The sequence below is a fragment of the Roseimaritima sediminicola genome (assembly GCF_009618275.1).
Lineage (GTDB): Bacteria > Planctomycetota > Planctomycetia > Pirellulales > Pirellulaceae > Roseimaritima > Roseimaritima sediminicola.
Map to the genome: position 1 here is coordinate 102173 of NZ_WIAD01000009.1, position 23475 is coordinate 125647.

Below are 23475 nucleotides of genomic sequence, written 5' to 3' on the forward strand. Positions count from 1 at the left end.
GCTGGGCGACCCTTTAGCACCTTCCATCATTCGTACATTCCAGTCTGCTAAATATGTCAACGACACTCGGTTCTGTCCTGCTGGTATTGGTCAATTTGCTGTTGGTCGACCTGCTGTTTCTGGCCCTTTTGGCGGTGATCGTGGCGGTCCTCGCCAAGACGAAACAGGCGGCCTTCGCCGTGATGCGGCGCAACTTCGTGGGCTACTTCAGCAACCCGACCGGTTACGTCTTTCTGTGCATCTTTGTGTTCCTGACGTCCCTGGCGGCGTTCTGGCCCTATGAGTTCTTCAACCAGAACCTGGCCACACTGGATCAGTTAAACGGCTGGTTTCCGTTGATCATGCTGGTATTCATCCCAGCGATCACGATGAGCATTTGGGCCGAGGAGAAGCGGCAGGGGACCGACGAGCTGTTGTTGACGCTGCCGGCAGACGACTTCGATATCGTGATCGGCAAGTACATGTCGGCCGCGGCCATCTTTACCGCGTCGCTGCTGTTCTCCCAGCTCTCGACCTTTATCACCCTGGCCGTGCTGACCAAGGGCGAGGTCGATACGGGGCTGATCTTTACGACTTACCTGGGCTACTGGTTTGTGGGGCTGGCGATGCTGTCGATCGGCATGATCGCTTCGTTTTTGACCGGCAACCTGACCGTGGGGTTCATTCTGGGGGCTCTGTTCAACGCACCTCTGGCCTTCGCTTCGCTGACCGGTTCGCTGCTGCCCAGCGGCTGGTTGGCCAAGACGCTGGAAGGGGCCGGGATCGCCACGCCCTTTGACGACTTCGGCCGCGGCGTCGTCAGCACGTCGTCGGTGTTGTACTTCGTCCTGGTGACGGCCGTCAGCCTCTACGTGTGCATGATCCTGATCGGCCGACGGCACTGGACCGGTGGCAAGGACGGCAACACGATGGCCTGGCACTACCTGGCTCGCGTCCTGGCCTTGGTCGTCTTTGTGGGCGGCACGGTCGTGCTGTTCCGCTCCTGGGACGTGGTTCGCATCGATGCCACCGAGGGCGACGTCAGTTCGCTGTCGCCGACGACCAAGCAACTGATCCGCAACCTGGACGCGGAACGTCCGATCGTGATCGACGCCTTTATCAGCGACGAGGTGCCCGAGCAGTACGCTCGCACCAAGTACCAGTTGATCAACCTGTTGAAAGAGTTCCGCAGCGAAGCGAGCAAGGCGGGCCGCGCGATCGAAGTCAACCTGTACGACGATATCGAGCTGTTCAGCGACGAGGCCCAATTGGCCGAGGACCGCTTCGGCATCGTTCCGGTCACGCGAATCGTACGCGAGAAGGGAGCGCTGCAGCAGAAGCAGTTGATCCTGGGCGCCGCGATGCGCAGCGGCCTGAACAAGGTTACGATCCCGATCCTCGAATACGGTATCCCGGTCGAGTACGAGCTGGTGCGTTCGATCAAAACCGTTTCGCAAAGCGAGAAGAAGCGTTTGGGAATCGTCTCGACCGACGCCCGCCTGATGGGCGGCGTCAGCATGGGCCCCGCCGGCGTCCAGCAATCGCCGCAGCATCCGTTGATCGAGGAACTGTCCAAACAGTACGACGTCGAAGAAGTCACCTTCGACGCTCCGGTCCAGCCCGGCCAGTACGACGCCTTGATCGCCGTCCAGCCTTCGACGCTGACGCCCGAACGCTTCAATCGGTTCCTCGAAGCCGTCCGTTCCGGCGTTCCCACGGCCGTGTTCGAAGATCCCTTCCCGGCCACCAACCCCGGCCTGACGCCCACCGGCCAGCCCAAGCAACAGAACAATCCGATGATGATGGGCCGCAGCGCCCCGACGCCCAAGGGCAATATCCGCGAGCTGTGGGACCTGTTGGAGTTGGACGTTCCGGGCGAACCCAGTCCGACCCTGCCCGGTGGCTTGAACCCGGACCTGGTCTGGCAAACCTACAATCCGTATCCCAACCTGCCGCGAGCGATGAACGATCTGTTCGTCTTCATCGACAGCCAGGCGCCCGGGGGTGAAAATTCGCTGGGCCCCGATAGCCCGATCACCCGCGACCTCCAGGAAGTGCTGTTGATCTACGCCGGGGCCGTCCAGCCCCAGGAGGACGCCCAGCTGAAACACACCAAGTTGCTGGAAACCGGTGCCCTGAGCGGCCGGGTCAGTTTCCAAGAAGTGCGTGAATCCAACAACGACCCCGGCACGTTGATGAGCCTGCAGGGCGGACCCGGCCAGCAGTCCATCTTGGCACTTGCCATCGAATCGGACCAGCCGCTGGTCGCGCCCGAGGCGGCCGGCGAAGCGGAGCAAGCCGAGGAAGGAGCCGACGCCGATGAGACGTCGGAAGCGGAAGCCGAAGGTACCGATGCTGCCGAGCCGCTGAAGGTGGTTTACGTCGCCGATTCAGACCTGATGATCCCGGACTTTCTGTTGATCCGGGCCGACCCCAATCAGACCGACGACGTTCGCTTTCAGATGGAAAATGTTTCCTTCCTGCTGAACGTGTTCGACTGGTTGTCCGGCGAACACGACTTCATCGCCATCCGCAGCCACAAACCCTACGTCAGCTCGCTGGCCTTGATCGAAGACGTCAAGCAGGAAGCCGCCCTGAACGAACGCAATCAGGTCAATCGGTTCCAGGAACAAGCCGACCAGATCGAACGCGAAGCCGACGCCGCGCGGCGGACGCAGGCCAAGAAGTACCAGGATGAAATCGACAAACTGCAACAGAACGGCCTGACCCGCGAGAACATGGCCAAGATCCAGAAGATCGTTCAGGAGTTCCAGCACTGGCAAGCGATCGAGGATCGCCGCAAACGCGTCGCCCAGGAAAAGGAAGAACTGGACATGGCCAAGAAACGCAAAGACATCCGTCGACAAGCCGACGGTCGCGTGGAAAGCATCCAGAACATCGTCAAAGCAACCGCTGTGACGCTGCCCTGCATCCCGCCCTTGGTCGTCGGCATCATCGTGTTCTCGGCACGGCGACTGCGCGAACGCGAGAACATCGCCAAGAGCCGGCTGCGGTAACCGCAGCCGGCGCCGCGTGCCCGGAACGTATCGGCCGAGCGTTCCGCACGCTGGTACGACGCTTCCGCATGCTGAAGCAATCAAACTCGAAGACAATTAAAAGTAAGACATTCAAACCATCGATCTGTTAGGGGATTCCCAACGTGAACGAAGAGGCAAAGACCGGCATCTTTTGGGCGGTAGCCGCGGCGATGGCTGCCCTGGCAGCGTTCGTTGCTTGGCCGACCCGCATCGAAAGCGAAGTCAGTCAGCAGATTGGCAAAGTCCTGTTCGAAGATTTCAAGGATCCGCTGACCGCCGCCAGCATGAAGATCGTCACCTTTGATGAGGAGCAAAGCCAGATCGCGGACTTCGAAGTCGCGAAAGGCGGCGACGGTGTCTGGCGGATTCCGACCCACGGCGGCTACCCGGCCGATGCCGAAGACCAGATGAAGAAAGCGGCGACGCTGTTCCTGGACAACCGCATCCTGGACGTCAGCACCACCAACCGCGAAGACCATCCCGGTTTCGGTGTGGTCGATCCCACCGGCGGAGATGTGCAAGTCGGCTCCGAAGGCGTCGGCCGCTTGGTCACGATCAAGGATGACCGCGGCGCCACGATGGTCTCGCTGATCGTTGGCAACGAAGTCGAAGGCCAAGCCGGCCAACGCTACGTTCGCCGCCCCGGTCAGGACATCGTCTATGCCGTCGAGCTCAACGACGACGCCCTGACCACCAAGTTCACCGACTGGATCGAAGAGGACCTGTTGAAGCTGGCCTCCTTCGATATCGCGGGCGTCACCATGAAGAACTACACCGCCTCGGCCAATCCGCTGACGCGCAGCGTTCAGGAAGAGCGAGAGTTCGATGCGGAACTGGCCATCGAAGGCAGCCAGTGGGATCTGGTCCGCCTGCAAACCTACAAGCAGGGCACCAGCGTGCCGCGTCCCCTGGGCGAGGACGAAACGCTGAACACCGAAAAACTGAACGCGATGAAGCAGGCGCTCGATGATCTGAAGATCGTCGATGTCGGCCGCAAGCCCGAAGGCATGAGCGCCAACCTGAAAGCTTCCAAAGATATCTTCAACGACGAAACGGCCCTGCGTTCGTTGAACGATCGGGGATTCATTCCTGCCGGACGCGCCGGCAGCGAAGAAACCGAAATCCTGGCCGCCAACGGCGAACTGGCCGTGCACATGAAAGACGGTATCCGCTACATCCTGCGATTCGGAGACCTGGCCGGGTTGAGCGAAGAGGAGCAGGAAGCCGGCGGGGAAGGCGAATCCGGCCTGGTCGGCTCCAATCGCTACCTGCTGGTCACCACCGAAGTCGACGAATCCAGCTTCCCCATGCCCGAGCTGCAACCCATCCCGCAGACGATCGAGGAACTGGATGCTCCAGCGGAACCCGAAGCGGCCGCTGCCGACGCAGCCGCTCCACCGGAAATGACCGACCTGCCCTCGCCCGAAGGCGAAACCGGTGAACCGGCGGCCGAAGGCGATGCGGCCGAGGGCGAGTCCGCCGAAGCTGAACCAGCCGCCGAAGGTGAAGCGGCTGAAGGTGAACCGGCTTCCGAAGGCGAGCCAGCCGCTGAAGGTGAACCGGCTTCCGAAGGCGAACCGACCGCCGAAGGTGAACCGGCCGCCGAAGGTGAACCGACCGAGGAAGGCGAAGCGGCGGAAGGTGAACCGGCTTCCGAGAGCGAGCCAGCCGAAGAAGGCGAAGCGGCTGAGGAAGGCGAAGCGGTCCAGGAAGAGTCCGGCGAGGGCAGCGTGTCGGGACAGGGCCAGGAAGCCGAAGCGGCGGCCGACGACGCGGCTCCGGCTGATGAGGAAACCGGCGCAGCTCAAGACACGGCCGACGAAGGTGCTGCCGACGAAGCCGCTGGCGACGAAGCCGCTGCGGCGAAGCCTGAGGAAACCGAGCAGGAGAAACAGGAACGGCTCGAAGCCGCTCAGGAACGCATCACCAAGGAAAACCAACGCAAACTCGACGAGCGTGAAGAACAGCTCGAAGCGGCTCGCAAGCGGGTCGCCGAGTTGAACGCGAGGTTCGCCGACTGGTACTACGAGATCTCCGAGAGCACCTTCGGCAAGCTCCAGCTGAGCCTCGACGAGTTGATCGTCAAAGAGGGCGAACAAGCCGCCACCGAGGACGCCGGCCAGCCCGGCCTAAACGGACTCCCCGGCGCGTTCCCAGGTGGCCTGCCCAGCGGCTTCCCCGGCGTCCCGCAGCAGTAGGCCCGGGCCCAGCCCTGATGTTTACTCGCTGTAATGGAATCTATTAAGCCTGATGTTTACTCCCCTCTCCCCCGAAGCCTGACTCGCTTAGGCTCGCCAGGCTTCGGGGGAGAGGGGAGTAAACGTTTTTAAAGATCGCTACATCCTTTCGCCACTTCGTGGCTACTGCCGCGTCGCAGCCGCGGCCGGGTAATCGCGGATCGTGTCGCTCAAGATCTGCGTGATCGCCTCCCGCGTGGGCTTGTCCAGGTGCGCGTACTTGTCGGCATCGACGCGTCCGCCCAGCACCGCGGCCAGCCGCGTGAAGATGCGTTCTCGCAGCTCCGGCTCCACCACGCGAAAGGCCTCTGAATAGATTTGGTAGCTGCACGGGTAGCGGAACAGCCGTGTCTGCAGATCGAACTCGCGCAGCGACCGGCCGTCGCGACTAAACGGTCCGCGGGCGGCAAAGTCTTCGGCAAACGACGACGAACCGGCGATCGGGCCCGGCAGCGCGGCCTCGTCGACGAACAGCAGGCAATCGACGACGCGCCGGGCCGCGTCGTCGAGAGCTCGGTCCAGTGTTCCCGGCGAGGCGTCCGCATCGCCGCTGCGTTCACGCGATGCTTGCTCCAGTATCGCCCGCTGGACTTCGAACCGGGCTCGGGTCAGCGTGTTCTGAAACTCGGTCTGGTGCTCCAGGACCATCAGCGCCACGATATCGCTGTGCGGTGAGAGCCACCGCGAGGTGTCGATCGCGTCGTGGACGTCGGGGCGATCGTTGTCGCCGTGCGGGACCAGTTCCTCGCCTTCCAAGAAGGCGTTGCCCATGTGTTTCATGCCGCCCAGTCGGCCCGTCACGTACCAACCGCCCCAACGCTCCTCAAACGGGCTGGTGTGGTCCGTGACGAACGATCGCGTGAGGCTGTTGATGTGCCCGCTGGAACGGGTCAGCACGCTGCGGACGGTGTGTCCCGGAACGTCCTGGGTGGAGGGCAAGTAGTGACAAGCCAGACAACCATTGTTTTCCCGCCGCAGCACGGTGCGGCCGGGACGCATGCGGATCGTATAAAACGCCGCGCCCAGATGCGGATCCGTCGTCGATAGCTCCAGCAGCGAGCTGCCCTGCACCCAGCCGACGTACACATCGTCGTTAAAGAAAATGGCTCGCGGATTCTCAGGCGAAATGCGAGCCGACTGCAAACTGGTTTTGGAATAAACCAGCCCCTGCGACGACACCGGAATATCGAGCGCCGCGAGCAACTCCGGCAGAATTCCGAACTGGGGGTCGTGCTCCAGCGTCACGGTGCCGGCATCGACGCGAGCAAACAACTCGGTCAGAGGGTTTTCGCCGCGTGTCGCGTGATAATCAAAAGGCAGCTCGTCAAGGGCATCTTGACCGAAACCGCTCGAACCGCCCCCCAGGAGGGCGAACCATACGACCAACCATCGAACAGACGAAGCCGGGGGACGTATACGCATAGGGAGCAATCCTTCAGAACGATCGGAGGCAAGTGGCAGAGGCTTCCAGCCCATGCCACTTTATACCCTTTGCGACTAGAATGACTACGACATCGGCCGCCCCGCCGCGTTTTTCTCACTCTCGCAGCTCCCCTTGCCATGACCCGTCTGTTTGCCGGAACGCCTTTTGACATCCCGCCGGAATGCGAGCTTTGCGGGCAAGTGGAATCGGAGTGCCAGTGCACGGCGGCGGACAAAGCGGCCGCCGAGCAGCAGCGGGACAGAGAAGCGGCTCGTCTGCCTCCGGAAAAACAACGAGCTCGCGTTCGTCTGGAACAACGCAAGGGCAAACGTCGCGTCACCGTCGTCGAGGGGCTATCGGCCGAGGCCAACGATCTGCCGGACCTGCTCTCCCGCCTACAGGCCGCCTGCGGCACCGGCGGGACGGTAAAAGCCAAAGAGGACCTGATCGAGTTGCAAGGCGACCACCTCGATACGGCCAAGAGCACGCTGAAAACGATCGGCTATCGCGTTTGAACGCAGCAAACATCCAACTTCGACCTTCAAACCCTACAGAGCTTGATGACCGTTTTATCCTCTTGGCGTGCGGCGATGTGCGTTCCTGCATCATGCCGCCGATCGCTGTGGCTGGGCCGTTCGTTGTGGGTAGGGCTGCTGGCCTGGACCTTGGTGCTGTCGGGCGTTGCCGCGGCCGCTGACTCGCAACCTGCGGACTGGGACGTGGCTTCGCCGCCGGGGCCTAAGTCGCGTCAAGCCATCGACGTCCGCGAAGGCACGTGGATGAATGTCGACGTCAGCCCCGATGGCCAGCAGGTGGTGTTCGACCTGCTGGGCGATTTGTACCTGATGCCGATCGACGGGGCCGACGGCAGCGAGGCGACCGGTGGACGGACACCGCGCCGGTTGACCCAGGGCATCGCCTGGGACATGCAGCCGCGGTTCAGTCCGGATGGAAAGACGATCGCGTTCACCAGCGATCGTACCGGCCAGGCGGGCAAGGGCGGCGACAACATCTGGTTGCTCGACATCGACAGCGGCCAGCTGACGCAGGTGACGACCGAAACCTATCGCCTGTTGAACGGCCCGACCTGGCGTCCCGATGGCCAGTACCTGGTGGCTCGCAAGCATTTTACAAGTCGTCGTTCGCTTGGCAGCGGCGAAATGTGGCTGTATCACCGCGATGCCCTGGCCAGTGGCGCGACGGCCGGCGTGCAGTTGACCGAAAAACCGAACCAGCAAAAGGATGTCAACGAACCGGCGTTCTCGCCCGATGGCCGATACCTGTATTACAGCCAGGACAATACGCCCGGCAACACGTTTGAATACAACAAGGATTCGCACAAAGGCATCTACGTCATCAAACGCCTGGACCTGGTGGAACAGGAAACCGAAACGCTGATCTCCGGGCCCGGCGGGGCCTGTCGTCCGGTCCCCTCGCCCGACGGCCGGCAGTTGGCGTTTGTCCGTCGCGTGGGCGCGAAGACCGGACTGCATCTGTACGATCTGCAGTCCGGCAAGATCACCTTGATCTACGACCAACTGGAGCGGGACATGCAGGAGTCCTGGGCGATCCATGGCGTGTACAGCCAGTTCGCCTGGACCCCGGACAGCGAATCGATCGTGATCTGGTCGCGCGGTCAGATCCGCCGCATCGATGTGCCCAGCGGCCAAGCCCAGACGATCCCGTTTCATGTGCAGGACGAGCGGGAAGTGCGCGGCGTGGTCCGGTTCCCGGTTCCGGTCGGCGAGGAACAGTTCGATGTGCGGATGCTGCGCTGGGTGACGACGGCGCCCGATGGATCGGCGGTTGCGTATCAGGCGTTGGGACACATTTATGTCCGCTCCCTGCCCGACGGCGAACCTCGACGGCTGACCACGCAGGAGGACCATTTTGAGTTCTTCCCGAGCTTTTCCCGCGATGGACAGTTCATCACGTATTGCACATGGGATGACCAGCGGTTGGGCGCGGTGCGCGTCGCGTCGGTGGACCCCCAAGCCGGCGAAAATTGGTCGGTCACCGACAAACCCGGCCATTACACCGATCCGGTGTTTTCTCCCGATGGCCAAACCGTGGTGTACGCCAAACACGCCGGCGGTTACCTGACCACCCCGCTGTGGTCTCGAGAGACCGGCTTGTATCGCAGTCCGGTTCGCGGAGGCGAGGCCCAGCGAATCGTCCGCAAGGGTTCCGATCCGCACTTCGCCGATTCCAACGAACGCTTGTATTTCACCACGTCCGATCCGGGACAGGATGCGGACAACCGCGCCCTGCACAGCGTCGGCCTCGACGGCAATGATCGCCGCACGCATTACACCAGCCAATGGGCCACGGCGTTTCGTGTCTCGCCGGACCGCAAGCATGTTGCGTTCATCGAACGGTTCAACGTCTACCTGGCCCCCATGGTCGATGCCGGCGGCAGTGTCGCCGTGGGCCCTCAGGGACAGGGCTTGCCGATTCGCAAACTCAGCCAGACCGCCGGTGATTTCGTGCACTTTTCCGGCGACGGCAAACGTTTGCACTGGAGCTTGGGGCCGGAGTATTACACGGTCGATATCGAATCCGTACTGAAGCGGCCGGCCGAGTCCGAGGATACGGGCGACGACGCGGACGATACGCAAACGGACGATGCCGATGCGGCCGGCGGCGCGAACGACGAGGGCGGTGCGAACGACGAGGGCGGCGCGAACGACGAGGGCGGCGACAGCGTGGCGGAATCGCTGGCCATCGGTTTCCAGCACCCGCACGATCCCGGTGCCGGACGTTTGGCCATCGTCGATGCCAGAATCTTGACGATGGGCCCCGAGGGCGAGATCCCTCGCGGCACGCTCCTCATCGATGGCAATCGCATCACCGCCGTCGGTCCTGCCGACAAGATCAAGGTGCCCGAGGACGCTCGCGTGATTTCTGCCAAAGGCCAGGTGGTGATGCCCGGCCTGATCGATGTCCACGCTCACGGCCCCATGGCCAATCAAGGTATTACACCGGAGCAAAACTGGATCAATCTGGCTCGACTGGCTTTCGGCGTGACCACGATCCACGACCCCAGCAACGACACCCACAGCATTTTCGCGGCCAGCGAATTGGCCAAGGCCGGCCGGATCGTCGCCCCGCGGACGTTCTCGACCGGCAAGATCCTGTACGGTGCCACCGGCGCCAGCCGTGCGGAAGTCAACTCGTTGGACGATGCGCTGTTTCATTTGCGGCGGATGCAGGCCGTCGGGGCGTTCAGCGTCAAGAGCTACAACCAGCCGCGACGCGACCAGAGGCAGCAGATCATCGCGGCGGCGCGGAAATTAAAAATGATGGTCGTTCCCGAAGGCGGATCGACCTTCATGCATAACCTGACGATGATCGTCGACGGCCACACCGGCATCGAACACACGTTGCCAGTGCAAACCGCTTACGACGACGTGATGGATCTGTGGCGAGGAACGAACGTCGGCTACACGCCCACGCTGAACGTGGCCTATGGGGGCCTGAGCGGCGAGTATTATTGGTACGAAGTCGACGACCTCTGGCAGCACCCACGGCTGACCACCTTCGTGCCTCCGCACGTTTTGAACCCGCGTTCGCGGCGCCGCCAGAAGGCACCGCTGGAGGACTACAACCACATCCGCGTCGCGGAGATCGCCCAACAGGTCGTGCAGCAGGGCGGCTTGGTCCAGGCCGGTGGCCACGGTCAATTAGCCGGCATCTGCACGCACTGGGAACTGTGGGGGTTTGTGCAGGGCGGGATGACGCCGCAGCAGGCCCTGGAGTGCGGCACCATTCACGGGGCTCGCTATCTGGGACTGGACAAGGACCTGGGATCGCTGGAACCGGGCAAGCTGGCCGATTTGATCATCCTGGACAAAGGCGCCGATCCGACCGAGAACATTCGTCACAGCGAACGCGTTCAGACGGTGATCGCCAACGGCCACGCCTACGAAGCCCGGCGGATGAATCGTCACGGAGCTCGCCAGCCCCGGCCCCTGTTGTACTGGCGCGAGGCCGGCGGTAGCAGCCCCGCCTTCACCAGTTCGCTCAGCGAATCGGTGGGCTGCGCCTGCGGCCGCTGTGCGCTCTAGCGATCGACTCCAGCGCTGGAGTCTAGCCTTCGGTGCGATTGGTACAGAAGTTGCGTCCTCCCTCGTGGGATTTTACTTCCACCAATGAGGACGCGACGCGTGAAGATTCAGCTCGATGACAAGGTGATTGTGATCACCGGCGGCAGTGAAGGGATTGGGGCCGAGATCGCCAAGACGTGCGCGGCCTGCGGGGCTCGGGTGGGGATCCTGAGCCGTGACCAGGACGAAATGCAATCGGTTGTCGATGCGATCAAAGCCCAAGGTGGCCAGGCCATGTGGGCCGAAGCCGACGTGACCGAGGACGACCAGGTCAAGCAGGCCGTGGAACAGGTCGCCGCCCAGTGGGGAAGGATCGACGGGCTGGTCGCCAACGCCGGCACCAATGGCACCTGGGCCCCGATCGATGAACTTTCGCCGGAAGACTGGCGGATGACGCTGGACGTGAACCTGACCGGGACCTTCTTTGCGATCCGTCACGCTGCGCCGCACCTCAAGAAGCAAGGCGGCAGCATCGTCGTCATGTCTTCGATCAACGGCACTCGCACCTTCAGCAACTCCGGCGCTTCGGCCTACGCGGCCAGCAAAGCCGGGCAATTCGCGCTGGCCAAGATGCTGGCTCTGGAACTTGCCCAGGACAAGGTCCGCGTAAATGTGATCTGCCCCGGCGCGATCGAATCGGCGATCCATGAAAAGACCGAGCGGGAGGACCTGGACAGCATCCGTACGCCGGTGGAGTATCCCGAAGGACAGATTCCGCTGATTGATGGAGCGATGGGTGATCCGCAACAGGTGGCCAATTTAACCGCCTTTCTGTTGGGCGACTTGTCCGCGCACATCACCGGCACGCCCGTCTGGATCGACGGCGGACAATCCTTGATTCGGTAGCGCGTTTGCCCGCCGTGGGACGCCCCGGCGCGCCGTGCTGGCGGCGACGCGCCGATGTGGTACGGTTGCAACCGGCTTCCGTCCTTTCCAGCGTGAATCTTTGATGCCACAGTATGACGCGATCGTCGTCGGCGCCGGCCCCAATGGCTTGGCGGCCGCTATCACCCTTGCTCGCCACGGCTGCAGCGTCCTGGTGCGCGAGGCCAAGTCGACATGTGGCGGCGGGATGCGCACCGCCCAGTGCACCCTGCCGGGCTTTCATCACGATCTCTGCTCGGCGATCCACCCCTTGGGCGTCGCTTCGCCGTTCTTCAGAACCATGCCCTGGCAGGAATACGGTGTCCGGTGGATCCATCCCGAACTGCCGCTCGCCCATCCGGTTGCCCTCGATCGCGCCGCTGCGGTTTATCGATCGTTGGAAGAAACGGCCGCCGGATTCGGCGTTGATCAAGCCGCCTATCGACGGCTTCTGGAACCGTTCGTCCGGCAGTCCGACGCGCTGTTGAAAGAGGTGCTCGGGCCGCTGCACCTGCCGCGTCACCCGCTGTTGATGGCTCGTTTTGGAATCCGCGGCATCGCCTCGGCGCGAAGCTTCGTCGATCGTTGGTTTCGCACCGAAGAGGCTCGGGGGATGTTTGCCGGTCTGGCCGCTCACAGCATCCTGCCGCTGGAGCAACGACTGACCGCGGCGGTGGGATTGATGTTCGCCGTGACCGCTCACGGCCGGGGCTGGCCCTTCCCCCGCGGTGGCTCGCAGCAGCTGGCCAACGCCATGCAGCGCTATTTAGAAGACCTCGGCGGACGCGTCCAAGTCGACGCTCCGGTCGAACGCTTGGATGAACTGCCCTCCGCCCGAGCGATTCTGTTCGATGGTTCACCGCGAAATCTGGTGCGGATCGCCGGCGATCTGCTGCCCGCCGGCTACCGGCGGCGGCTGGAACGCTTTCGCCACGGTCCGGGATCGTTCAAAGTCGATTGGGCGCTCAGCGGCCCGATTCCGTGGCGAGCCGAAGCGTGTCGCCGCGCCGGGACAGTGCACGTCGGTGGCACGTTTGATGAAGTGGCTCTGGCCGAGCGAGCGAATTGGCAGGGGCGCCCCGCCGACAATCCCTTCGTCTTGGTTGCTCAGCAGAGTTTGTTCGACGATTCCCGAGCTCCCCGCGGCCAACACACCGGCTGGGGGTACTGCCACGTGCCCGCGAGCTGTACCGTCGATATGACCGACCGCATCGAAGACCAGATCGAACGCTTTGCGCCCGGCTTCAAAGACCTGATTCTCGACCGCCACAAGATGTTTCCGCAGGACCTGGAGCGGTACAACGCCAACTACATCGGCGGCGACATCACCGGCGGTGTCATGGACGCCTGGCAATTGTTCACGCGTCCGGTGGCCCGCTGGAATCCCTACACCACGCCGGTGCCGCATCTGTTTCTCTGTTCGGCCTCCACGCCGCCCGGTGGCGGCGTCCACGGAATGTGCGGCTGGCATGCCGCCAGGGCGGTTCTCCGCCGACGCCTACGGTAAGCAGTGGCATAGGCTTCCAGCCTGTGAAAACCAGTGGCATAGGCTTCCAGCCTGCCAATCCCCTACCCCTCCTTGGACATTTCTCCGCGGGCGTACCGCTCCACGACGCCGGTCAACAGCTGCACCGCGGCATCGATATGTTCGGTGGTGGTCGTTACCGGCGAGGGCAGGAAACGCACGCGTGCCGGCTCGCTGCCACAGATAAAGCCCAGCAAGCCTTCGGCGTACATCGTATCGACGAACCATTTGGCGGTTTCAAAGCGGCCATCGCCTGGCGTGAACGCGATCATCATGCCTTCGCCATAGGGGCCGCGGACCGCGCCCGGATACTTCTCGGCCAACGCCTGAAAATGGGCGGCGAAGTAGCGATGTCGTTTGAGGTTCGCCCCGTCGGGGCCGAAACAATCGGCTTGTTCCAGTTCGCGGAGCATCGCCAGGCCGGCGGCGATCGACGAGGAGGAACCGGTAAACGTCTGGCTGAGGATCGGCGCTTTGGGTTTGAAACGCTGGCCGTACAGCGTGGCGCAGACCTGCGTGATTTTTCCGACCGTGACGATGTCGGCAAACTCATCCAAGCCGTAATGCTGGAAGGCGAACGGTTGACTGAGCCGCGAGAAGGACTGGATCTCGTCGAAAATGATCGGAATCCCGGCTTCTCGGAGCGGTTGACACAGGGCGGCGAAGAACGCTCGGCTGCCCGGGTAGTAACCGCCTTCGCCGGCGATGGGTTCGGCCCAGAAGGCGCCGTAGCGTCCCGGATGGCGAGCCAACAATTGTTGCAGTTGGTCGACCGCACGCTGTTGGCTGCCGGCCGGATCGTTCGGATCCAGAAAGGGCAGATAATCCACATCCAGCGTCAGCGGCAAGCCTTCGCGGTACTTGGGCCGGTCGGTGATGGCGGCCATTGCCAGAGAGCGTCCCGCGAACGCATGTTCGAAAGCCAGGACGCGATCGGCGGGCGCTGCCGAGTGCAGCGCGATCTTCAGCGCGTTCTCGTTGGCCATCGCGCCGCTGGTGCTGAGCATGCAGTGGTCCAGCGATGCTCCCTGGCGCCGAGCCACTTCCAGCAGCCGTTCGCACATCTGCAAACTGGGCGGGTGCTGTTGGAGGTTGCCCTGCATCACCGTATCTTCCAAGGCCGCATCGACGGCCGCATCCAGGATCGCCGGATGGCTATGCCCGGCTCCGTGCACGCCGATGCCGCCGATCATGTCCAGTTTGACGCTGCCATCGGCCAGCTCGACCCAGGGCCCATTGCCGAGGCCGCTGGAGAGGTAGGGCCAGATGGGTTTGCCGCCGCGGGCCGCTTCCAATCGCTGCAGTTGATCCTGATAGCCGGCCTCGAGCTCCGGCCGAGGCGGCTGCGCCCGGTTCAAGCCTTGCCCGTGTTCCAGCACCGCTTCGCGCAGCAGACGTTTGGCCTCGGCGACGCGAGGGTCCGATCGGAGAGCGTCGGCAGCGGTGGAGTTCACAGTGTTAACCTCGGAGCAATAAACGGATGGAATGTCGGCCACCAATCTAACTTCGCTGCGATCCGGAGCAAGCCGCAGTGTCGCCTTTCGCTCCGCCGAAAGTAGTCAGTGTCGCATCAGCAACTTTCGCGGAGCGAACGGCAACACTTAGTGACGCGTGGGCCAGCGATGCGGTTCGCGGGCAAAGTCGTGGAACGCTTGGACGATCGTCTGGGCGGCCGGCACGATCGTATCCAGATCGCAGTACTCTTCCGGGCTGTGCAGATGGTCCCCGGTTGGTCCCAGCGTGTCGATATTCGGCAATCCAAAGGCCGCCAATTTGCTGCCGTCGCACGCCCCGCCGGTATCTCGCCAGCGCACGATGCGGCCGGCCTTCTTGGCGGATTTCTGCATCCGTTCACGCAGCAACATCGCCGCGGCGTCAGCCACTTTCACCGGCGCGTGCAACCCGCCGGACAACGAACAAGTGAATCCATCGCCGCTGTAGCGAGCGGCGATCTGTTCGAACAGGTGGATGACCTGTTCTTCGTCCGCGGCTTGGGTGATCCGCACGTTGACCCGCACCACGGCCACCTCGGGAACCCGATTCAGCGGTCCGCCGCCCTGGATACGGCCCACGTTAACGGTCCGGCCTTTCAGCGGTTCATTCAGCGTATCGAGCGCTTCGACGACCTGAGCGGCGCGGACGATGGCGTTGCGTCCCTGTTCGGGGTTGCGTCCGGCATGGGCGGCCCGGCCCTCGACCAGGAACGTCCAGTTGCCCGAGCCCTTGCGGTCGGCTACCCAGGCTCCATCGGGCAGGGACGGTTCGAAGACCATGCCGAAATCGTGTTCGGCGGCCAGTTGGCGGAGCCACGAGCGGGACGCCGGCGAACCGATTTCTTCATCGGGATTGAGGGCCAGCGTCCAGCCGATGTCCGGCGCCACTTGAAAACGCCGCAGCGCCGCCAGGGCCAGATGCATCACCAGGATGCCACCCTTGGCATCGGCGGCTCCCGGGGCCCACAACCGATCCTGCTCGCGACGGATGTGAACCGGCGCCGCGGCGGGATAGACCGTGTCGTAATGGATTAACAGCAACACCCGATGTTTCGCCTCATCGCGGTGTTGCCACAGCAGGCCCGGCCCCGTGTGATGGGTGGTGCGGCGGCCGAGCTCGTCGATTTCCTCCCAGCCCGGCAGACTCACCCGTTCGGCCGGAATCTCCAGATCGGCCAGATCGTCGATCAACCGCGCGGCCATCGCCTCGAGTCCCTCGCGGTGGTACGAACCGGAGTTCTGCTCGCACCAGCGTTGCAGGCGTTCCACGGCGGGCTCGGCTTGCTGTTTCAACCAGCGCCGGGTTGCGGCGAGCGGGGCGGATGACTCGACCATCAAAGACGACGACCTTACTGTCGCCGCGTTTGCACGCGGCGCAACCAGTTTTGCACCGAGGCGCTACGCTTGGGTTTGGCCGCGGGCTCGTAGCCGTCGATCTTGTTTTCGACCACTTTGGCGCGGGCGTAGTTCAACTGAATCCGGCAACCGGGACAAACACAGGGCGGTTTGCGCACCGCCGCGTTGCATTCGGGGCAGTAATAATTGGTGGAGGACTTCGAAGCGGCTTCGAACAGCCCGCCCACGCTTCGTGCCTCAAACCATGCCGAATCGTTTTTTCGCACCAAGGTGTCCTGTTTGACCGCTCCTTCGCGGATCATATCCAACAACCCCGAGCCATCGACAGGACCGATTTCCGTCTCGTTTTGGCGTACGAACCATTCAGACATCCGCTGAGCATCCCTTTGTCGGATCAGACCACGCAGAAAAGGGCCGTGTAAAAACACAGGCCGAGCAAAAAAAAGTACGTCCCCCCCATTGTAGGACGCGAGGGGAGGCTCGTCCAGAATTTGCAAACCGCGTTCCGTCGTGTTTTAAAGAGAACTTTCCAGCAACCGGCGAAGCTTGCGGAGTTCGACGCGATGGTCCAGCCCCTCTAGCGGTGGCAGATGGACCGTTAGGGCGCGATCGTATTTCTCGCGTTCCAACTGATTGATCCACTTGCCGTAATCGACTTCTCCCTGTCCCACGCTGACATGGAATTTGTCGGGCAACGAATCTCGCAGATGGATGTTGTAAACGTACTTGAGGATCCGGTCGTAGCTCTTGTTCTTGGCCGGTCCGCAGATGAACACGCTGGGATCGATCGTGACGCCCAAGCCGTGCACGTTGTCGCACAGCACCATCAACGTATCGGGATCCTCGCTCAATCGGCCCAGTTCGCTTTTGACGGCGACGCGGGCTCCTTGCGTTTCAGCCAGGTCGACCAATTTCTGCAAGTGCTCGACCTCCTCGTTGAAGGGGGTTCCCAGTTCGGCCGAGCGAACCGTGAGGGTGACCACACGCGTGGCCTTGGCGAATTTGCAGATCTCGTCGAACAGCTTGTAGAAGTCCGCTCCGGTGGCTTCCAAATCCACGCTGTAACCGCTGATATCCATGCGGTGCGAGTGCCGGACGCGGTGAACCGTTTCCTCCGGTGCGACCAGCAGAGCCGCCGGATCGATGTGCCCGTCGGAGTGCAAGTCGATTTCGACCGCCGTGAACTCCAGATCGTTCAGCAGTTCGAGGGCCTCTTCAAAACTTTGGTCCGGCAAACATTCCAGCGAAGCAGCGACAAACACGATTGACAGTCCTCCATGCGACGTTTCATTAACGGCTGGCAGCCGCGGGCTTGCGGCAGCCGCAAGCCGGGGAGTTTAGCGGCTTTAGCCGTCTTAGCGAAAGCCCGGCTCCGCGGGGATCGCCCAGTCCGGCACCAGCGTGGGGATTCCGTCTCGCACCGGGTACAGCCACTGGCCATCGGCCGACTCCAGCAACTCCTCGACCGGCGTCTCGACCAGTCGCCCGCCGGCATCGTGCAGCTCTGCCGCCGCGATCGACGCGTTGCAGGCTTCGACTCGTTGGGCCGAAGCCGGTTTCAGAGGCTGAAGGGTGCGCGGGCACCGCAACATTGATAGCAACTGCGGATCCACCATGTTTCGGGCTCGACAGAAATAAATTAATTGGGACCGCGGCGGGCGCGACCGAAAGAGATCCCAATATGATTTTTCTTGAGATTGACGGCAACCGGACGCAGGCCGCCACCTCGCGTCGCACGGCACAAAAGCGAAAAACGCTCTAGGGTCCTTTTCCGCTCTGCCGTACACTTCGCAGCGAGCAGCGAAGAATGAGCTTCGCTGGCGGCGAAAGACATCGCCGAAAACAAACTTGTCGGTGGTAGGGATACCCGAGGAGCTGTGGCATGGATGCGACCAAGTCGTTGCGGACGGTCTGGGCAAACGTTTTGGGACTCGTGGCGTTGGCCCTGTGCCTCGGCGCGGCCGAACAAACCGCCCTTGGACAAGCGTCGGTTCGAACGCAGAATTTTGTGATCACCGCACCCGATGCGGTGATGGCCCGGCAGGTCGGCGAAGCGGCCGAACGGTACCGCCGCGACCTGGCGGATTATTGGTTGGGATACGAACTGTCGCCGTGGCCCCAGCCCTGCCCCATCCGCGTCGTATCCGGACCCAACCTGGCCGCTCAGGGGGTCACCCATTACGACATCCAGCCGGTTCGCAACTTCCGCATGGAAGTCGTCGGCACGCCCCAGCGAATCCTCGACAGCGTGCTGCCTCACGAGGTGTCGCATACGATCCTGGCAACCCATTTCGGACGCCCCCTGCCGCGTTGGGCTGACGAAGGCGTGTGCACGATCGTCGAACACGAATCCGAAAAGAGCAAGCACGAAGCTCATCTGCGAAATTTTCTCCGCACCGAACGTGGGATCGCGATGAACAAGCTGTTCCTGCTCCGCGAGTATCCCGACGACATCCATCCGATGTACGCTCAGGGTTACTCCGTTTGCCGCTTCCTGATCGAACAGCAAGGGCCGCGGACATTCATCGAATTCCTCGAACACTACCACGAACATCCCAGCTGGACCGACACGGTTCGCGAGTTCTACGGATACGACTCGCTGGCGGAACTGCAGCAGTACTGGTTGAAATGGGTCAGCGACGGCAGTGGGTCGGTCGACCGCTATGTCAAACGCCAACCCCGCGGTGCGACCGATAACGTACGGCTGGCCTCGGGTGAATCACCCGCCGCGACAGCGCCCGAACCATTGCCCCGCGGCGCCGCGACGCCCCTTCGTGACGGGCCGGCGACCCGAGCCGCCGCCCTGGCTGCCGCCGAGAATCGCGGAAGCGACGGCGACAGTTGGTACCTGCGTCGCCGCGAAGCGGTGGCCAGCGACGACAGTTCCCCTGCCGCCGCGGCGACGGCCACTCCGCGTCCGCCGCACACCGCCGCCCAGCCGCAACCCGAACAGCGGATGGCTCCCGCCGCCCTCTGGCCCGCCGGCCGAGCCCGCACCTGGCGATAAAGCAGCAGCCAGCAGCCCGAGTTGAGATTTCAGATTTCCTGACTCTAGCGGATTCTATGTAGGGGAACGAACGTTCCTAAATCGCGGAGCGTTTGTCTGTGGTAGCCCCAAAACGCGAGCCCGGGGAAACGTAACCATAACGAACAAAAGCCCTGGAAGGGCGACAGGAAGTCTGGCACCGGAATTCGTGTCGTCCCTCTGGGACTAGCGCGCGGGTGCTGGGGGCGGCACCCCAGGCTCGCGCCTGGGGCTACCGCGTGTCGCCACTCCGTGGCTGCTGCGCCCCGAGCTTCGCACGCCGTACATAGCTTCCGTTCGAGCCAGGAGACATCAGCTTTCGCTTTCCCGATCTCAGATCCTCGGTCTAAAACTCCAGCTCTCCGGCGAAGATCTCTTCCAGCCGCGGGGCCAGCTGTTCCCAGCGCTCGGCGGCGGCTTCGAAGTCGACTTCCATCCACCGCACGGGCGATTCGGGCAACACGTGCGGTCGGACCTTGGCGTCCTGAGAAACCGGGATCTGCGAGCTGATGCCCATCGCCAAGCGGTCCTCGGTCTGGCTGCTCATCAGGTAGTCGACCAGTCGGCGAGCGGCTTCGGGGTGCGGAGCGTTTTTCAGCACCGCGACCGTATTGGGGATTCGCAGGCATCCGGGCTGGCCGGGCTGTTGGTCCGGAAACACGATCTCCACCGGCATCCCGTCGTCCTTTTCAATGATCGCGTCGTCGGTATCGGTCAACCCCCAGGCCACTTGGCCTGAGGCCACGGCCAGGGCGACTTGCTTATTGCCCGACAACACGGTGGCGTTGTCGGCGACCGCGCGGAAGAACGTTTCGGCCTGCTCGGCCCCGAGCGCAACGTCCAGCACCGCGGCGTGCGTGGCGGTGGTGCCGAACAGCGGGCGAGCCAGCGCGCAGCGGTCTTGCCATTTCGGATCCGCTAACTCGGCTACCGTTTGCGGCCATTGTTCGGGGTCGGGCAGCAACTGTGTGTTGACCAACAGCACCCGGCCGCGGGCGGCAAATCCGCACCAGGTCCCATCGCTGGCCTGCATCGAGGGCGGCCAGTTTTCGCCGACCTGCCAGTCGTGCGGCTCCAGCAGCCCCATCTTCTGCAGCCGCACCGTGTGCAGGATTTCGTTGTTCCAAAACACGTCGCACTGCGGCGCGTCGGCCTCGGCGATGAGGCGATTGACCAGCCCGATCGTCTTGGTGGATTCCACGTCGTACTTGGGCACCGGGGTGATCTGTCCATCATTGGCACGGTGAAACGCACCGAGGATCGGTGCCGCAAACTCGCGGTCGAGCGCCGAATAAACAACCACTTCGTTTTCCGCCTTCGGGACGCAGCCCGCCGCGGCGACGACTAGAATCGCGGCCGCGACGAACATCGATGTCCGCCGTTGCACTCGAATCGATAAGCGAGAACCCTGCAAAATCCCATCACGCGGACACTGCATCACGAACCATACCTGCGAGAGTCGTTTGGAGTACGGCCGGACGTCCAGGCCGCTTTCCCTCCAGCTTATCACAGGTCTCCTCCAGGCAATGCGCCTGCGACCTTTCGTTCTCTGGTGCAACAAGGTGTTTCGGGGGTTGTGGTAGTCCGGCGGCAAACCGCTAACGCAGCTCGTTTGGCAGCGGTGGTTTGGCTGCTCTGGTTCAATCGCCTGCCGCCGCGGTTCGCAGGAATTGCTCCAGGCCTGCCAGGTCGTCGGTGTTGATGGCATCGACTCCTGCCGCCTGCAAAACTTGCCACATCGCCTCCGTTTCGGGGGTGGCCCAAAAGCGAATTCGCCGCCCACGAGCATGAGCTTTATCGACCGCGGTCGTTAGTTTTCGCTGGTCCGCTTCGCCGATGTCGCCCGTCCCGTCCCATTGGAAATGGCGTCGCCAGTTGTCGCTGATCAGCGGCATCAGGTGGCTCGGCAATTCCGAATCGAGATCTGCAAATCGGCCATCGATGCCAGCGTAGCGTACGGTTTCGTCCGTCATGGTTTGCAGAGGGCGATTGCCAGAGACGATGACATTGACCGCTTTGGATTCCAGTTTGCCATAGCGAACCACCGAGATCATTTCGCCGTATTCTGCCAGCACTTTGGCAAGCGCCGCATACGTTGTCTCGGCGTCGTCCTTGATGTCGATCAGCAGATAGAAGGGGCCGCCCGCCGGATAGACGCTGCCGTTGCCCGCTCGGACCCGCTCGCGTAACGGGTCCAGATACAGAGCTTTCAAAGTTCGGTCCGGCTGCAGTTCTCGCCGCGAGTGAGCGACCAGCAGGCGACCGTCGACGAGAAAGATATCGGCCTCGACGCTGGTGAAGCCATGGGCGAGCGCATCGAGCAGGGGGCGTTGATGGAGGTAGTCGTTATGCGCGTGGGCGTTGACAAGCGGCTTGGCGGTAGCGGCCGGCTGGGCGGCTGGTTCGTAGAACCAGCTGATGGGGACTCGCGTGATTTGCAGGGAGTTCAGTCCGGGGAATTCGCAGTGTCCCAACAGCACATGTTCGTCGACAAATTCGATCGCGGTGTAGCAGTACCAGCCGTTGGGATCGGTGCCCAGGTTCTTGATGTGCTGCCAGCTTTCGCCTTCGTCTTTGGAGATCGCGGCGGAGAGCGGCCGGCGTCCCACGGGCTTGGCTTTGGCCAGCGGGTCGTCGCCATTGTTCCAGACCAACAGCAGGTCGCCCGTGCTGGGGATCCGTTCGATCGAGGCGGGCGAAGCGGTGGGCTGGGGGATGTTGGACCGTTTCAGTGGCGACCATGTTTCGCCTCCGTCGTCGGATTGGGAGACGAGCTGACAATCGCGGCTACGGCAAAACATCAGGATGTCGCCATCGTTCTGTTCCACGACGCCGGGTTCCTGGGCCAACAGGTCGGAGGTCAGCCGGCTTTGGCTCGCCCGCCACGATTGGCCTTGGTCATCGGACAGGTAGCAGACGATTTCCGCGGACGGTTTGTACCCGGGCCAACCGGGAACGTAATGGACGGCCAGCGGGACCACGAGGCGACCGCTTTGGAGTTGAATGACGCGATCATTGTTGAGGACGCGGTAGCCCGGTTGGTCTCGGGGAACGATCGAGGTGGCTTTGGACCACGACTCGCCCTCGTCACTGCTGGTCCGCATCAGGATGTCATCCAGGAAGGGGTACTTCGCGCCCTCCGGAGCAGCGTACTTGCGGATGTAGAACAGAGCGATGCGGTCATCGGCCAGCCGCAGCAGCGAGACCGACATCAGATTCGCGTCCTCGTCGGAGCGAGCAAGGATCGGGACGTCTTCGTTGGTCCAAGTCTTCCCGCCGTCCGCCGAGTAGCGGCCCACCAGTTCAGCCGGGGCGTGGTCACCGGTGCCGATAAACTTCGTATACACCAGCAGGATTCGTCCATCTTTGAGCTGGATGAAGTCGCCTTCGCTGTTGCGACCGTTGCCCGGTCGCGGGGCGATGCGAAGCGGTTTTTCGACCCCCGGAGGCACCCCTTGCGGCGCCCGCTCTTCGGCGGCGGAAGCGGCGAGGGAGCCGATCAGGACAAGGGCAAGCGAGTGGAACAAGCAGCAATAGCGACGCATGAAACAACTTTCGTTCGGTAACGAAGGGAAACCACCTCAAAAAAACACAACAGATCTTACCCAAATCCCCTACCGCCGGGGACCAACCGCCGGGGACAGCAACCGCCGGGGACAGCAACCGCCGGGGACAGCAACCGCCGGGGACAGTGCACCACCAGCCGCCAAACCAACAGCAACCGCCACCAACCGCCGGGGACAACCGCCGGGGACAGTGCACCACCAGCCGCCGCGGACTGCCGGGGACGACTGCCGGGACTGCCGGGGACAGTGCACCAACCGCCCAACCGCCGGGGACAGTGCACGACCAGCCGCCAAACCAACCGCTGGGGACAGTGCACGACCAGCCGCCGGGGAGAGCACGGACAGACCGCCGGGGACGACAGACCGCCGGGGACGACAGACCGCCGGGGACAGTGCACGACCAGCCGCCAAACCAACCGCCGGGGACCAACGGACGGCCGCCGGGGACCGGCCGCCGGGGACAGTGCACCAACCGCCGGGGACAGCACGGCCTGTCGATTTATTGAGCCGTTTAGGCAATAGCCTCGGTTTCGTCACCACAGAACCGGGGCTATGAAAACTCCGGGATAAACCGGTTTGAAGTTGAAGCCTGCCGGAGACAGAGCCTGCCGGGAACAGTGCACGGCGAACACCAGCCGGGGACAGCAAAACCGCACGGGGACAGTGGACACGGACCCGGCACCCCGCACGGAAACGGTGGTGGTGGCGACGTTTTCTCGGCACCTCATGTTCGTGGCATGCGGCTCGTATCGGTACGACGAAGTGACTCTTCCCGGATGACTTCCATAGCCGTCTGTAAAGTGGTGTCGACCGTGCCCCCTATATGTAGAGCTAGCAAATTTCGGCGGTAAAGTTCGTATCTT

The 23475-nt window shown here is 62.9% G+C and carries 15 protein-coding genes; 7 read left to right on the forward strand and 8 right to left on the reverse strand.

The features are described from left to right. The first annotated feature begins 53 nt into the window (after window positions 1-53). Together GE027_RS07370 and GE027_RS07375 are read left to right on the forward strand one after the other, a co-directional pair. Complete coding sequence (locus GE027_RS07370) at window positions 54-2996, forward strand: Gldg family protein (RefSeq protein ID WP_153556543.1); 2943 nt, start codon at window positions 54-56, stop codon at window positions 2994-2996. 143 nt (window positions 2997-3139) lie between these two features. Beyond that, window positions 3140-5215, forward strand: coding sequence for a DUF4340 domain-containing protein (locus tag GE027_RS07375; protein WP_153556544.1), 2076 nt, complete (start codon window positions 3140-3142; stop codon window positions 5213-5215). Window positions 5216-5377: 162 nt separating this feature from the next. Here the strand turns inward: GE027_RS07375 and GE027_RS07380 are convergent, their stop codons facing one another. After that, window positions 5378-6676, reverse strand: a complete 1299-nt coding sequence (locus tag GE027_RS07380) for a hypothetical protein (RefSeq protein WP_153556545.1) — start codon at window positions 6674-6676, stop codon at window positions 5378-5380. Between the two features lie 138 nt (window positions 6677-6814). Here GE027_RS07380 and GE027_RS07385 point away from each other — a divergent pair, with 138 nt between their 5' ends. The 4 genes from GE027_RS07385 to GE027_RS07400 all read left to right on the forward strand — a co-directional run bounded on the left by GE027_RS07385 (window position 6815) and on the right by GE027_RS07400 (window position 13154). Beyond that, window positions 6815-7192: a translation initiation factor gene (locus GE027_RS07385; protein WP_153556546.1), complete on the forward strand. Its 378-nt coding sequence runs from the start codon at window positions 6815-6817 to the stop codon at window positions 7190-7192. A 45-nt stretch (window positions 7193-7237) separates the two neighbouring features. Continuing rightward, a complete protein-coding gene (locus tag GE027_RS07390; RefSeq protein WP_237607366.1) occupies window positions 7238-10744 on the forward strand; it encodes an amidohydrolase family protein in 3507 nt (1168 codons plus the stop codon). Window positions 10745-10843: 99 nt separating this feature from the next. Further along, complete coding sequence (locus tag GE027_RS07395) at window positions 10844-11629, forward strand: SDR family oxidoreductase (RefSeq protein ID WP_237607368.1); 786 nt, start codon at window positions 10844-10846, stop codon at window positions 11627-11629. A 103-nt stretch (window positions 11630-11732) separates the two neighbouring features. Further along, a complete protein-coding gene (locus GE027_RS07400) occupies window positions 11733-13154 on the forward strand; it encodes a phytoene desaturase family protein (RefSeq protein ID WP_153556548.1) in 1422 nt (473 codons plus the stop codon). A gap of 62 nt (window positions 13155-13216) precedes the next feature. Here the strand turns inward: GE027_RS07400 and GE027_RS07405 are convergent, their stop codons facing one another. The 5 genes from GE027_RS07405 to GE027_RS07425 all read right to left on the reverse strand — a co-directional run bounded on the left by GE027_RS07405 (window position 13217) and on the right by GE027_RS07425 (window position 17637). Next, complete coding sequence (locus GE027_RS07405; RefSeq protein WP_153556549.1) at window positions 13217-14626, reverse strand: aminotransferase class III-fold pyridoxal phosphate-dependent enzyme; 1410 nt, start codon at window positions 14624-14626, stop codon at window positions 13217-13219. A 147-nt stretch (window positions 14627-14773) separates the two neighbouring features. Continuing rightward, complete coding sequence (locus GE027_RS07410) at window positions 14774-16000, reverse strand: hydrolase (RefSeq protein ID WP_153556550.1); 1227 nt, start codon at window positions 15998-16000, stop codon at window positions 14774-14776. Window positions 16001-16014: 14 nt separating this feature from the next. Next, the gene (locus tag GE027_RS07415) at window positions 16015-16392 is read right to left on the reverse strand and encodes a DUF4339 domain-containing protein (RefSeq protein WP_153556551.1); all 378 of its coding nucleotides are present in this window, start codon (window positions 16390-16392) and stop codon (window positions 16015-16017) included. Between the two features lie 144 nt (window positions 16393-16536). Beyond that, window positions 16537-17283, reverse strand: a complete 747-nt coding sequence (locus GE027_RS07420) for a sugar phosphate isomerase/epimerase family protein (RefSeq protein ID WP_153556552.1) — start codon at window positions 17281-17283, stop codon at window positions 16537-16539. A gap of 93 nt (window positions 17284-17376) precedes the next feature. After that, window positions 17377-17637 (reverse strand): hypothetical protein, encoded by a 261-nt coding sequence (locus tag GE027_RS07425; protein WP_153556553.1) that lies wholly within the window; start codon window positions 17635-17637, stop codon window positions 17377-17379. A 266-nt stretch (window positions 17638-17903) separates the two neighbouring features. On the opposite strand from GE027_RS07425, the gene GE027_RS07430 reads away from it, so the two are divergent. Next, the gene (locus GE027_RS07430; protein WP_153556554.1) at window positions 17904-19028 is read left to right on the forward strand and encodes a gluzincin family metallopeptidase; all 1125 of its coding nucleotides are present in this window, start codon (window positions 17904-17906) and stop codon (window positions 19026-19028) included. Window positions 19029-19392: 364 nt separating this feature from the next. Here GE027_RS07430 and GE027_RS07435 read toward each other — a convergent pair whose 3' ends face one another. Together GE027_RS07435 and GE027_RS23315 are read right to left on the reverse strand one after the other, a co-directional pair. After that, on the reverse strand, window positions 19393-20433 hold the full coding sequence (locus GE027_RS07435) for an extracellular solute-binding protein (protein WP_237607369.1): 1041 nt from the start codon (window positions 20431-20433) through the stop codon (window positions 19393-19395). 253 nt (window positions 20434-20686) lie between these two features. Further along, on the reverse strand, window positions 20687-22591 hold the full coding sequence (locus GE027_RS23315) for an exo-alpha-sialidase (RefSeq protein ID WP_237607370.1): 1905 nt from the start codon (window positions 22589-22591) through the stop codon (window positions 20687-20689). Window positions 22592-23475: the final 884 nt, after the last annotated feature.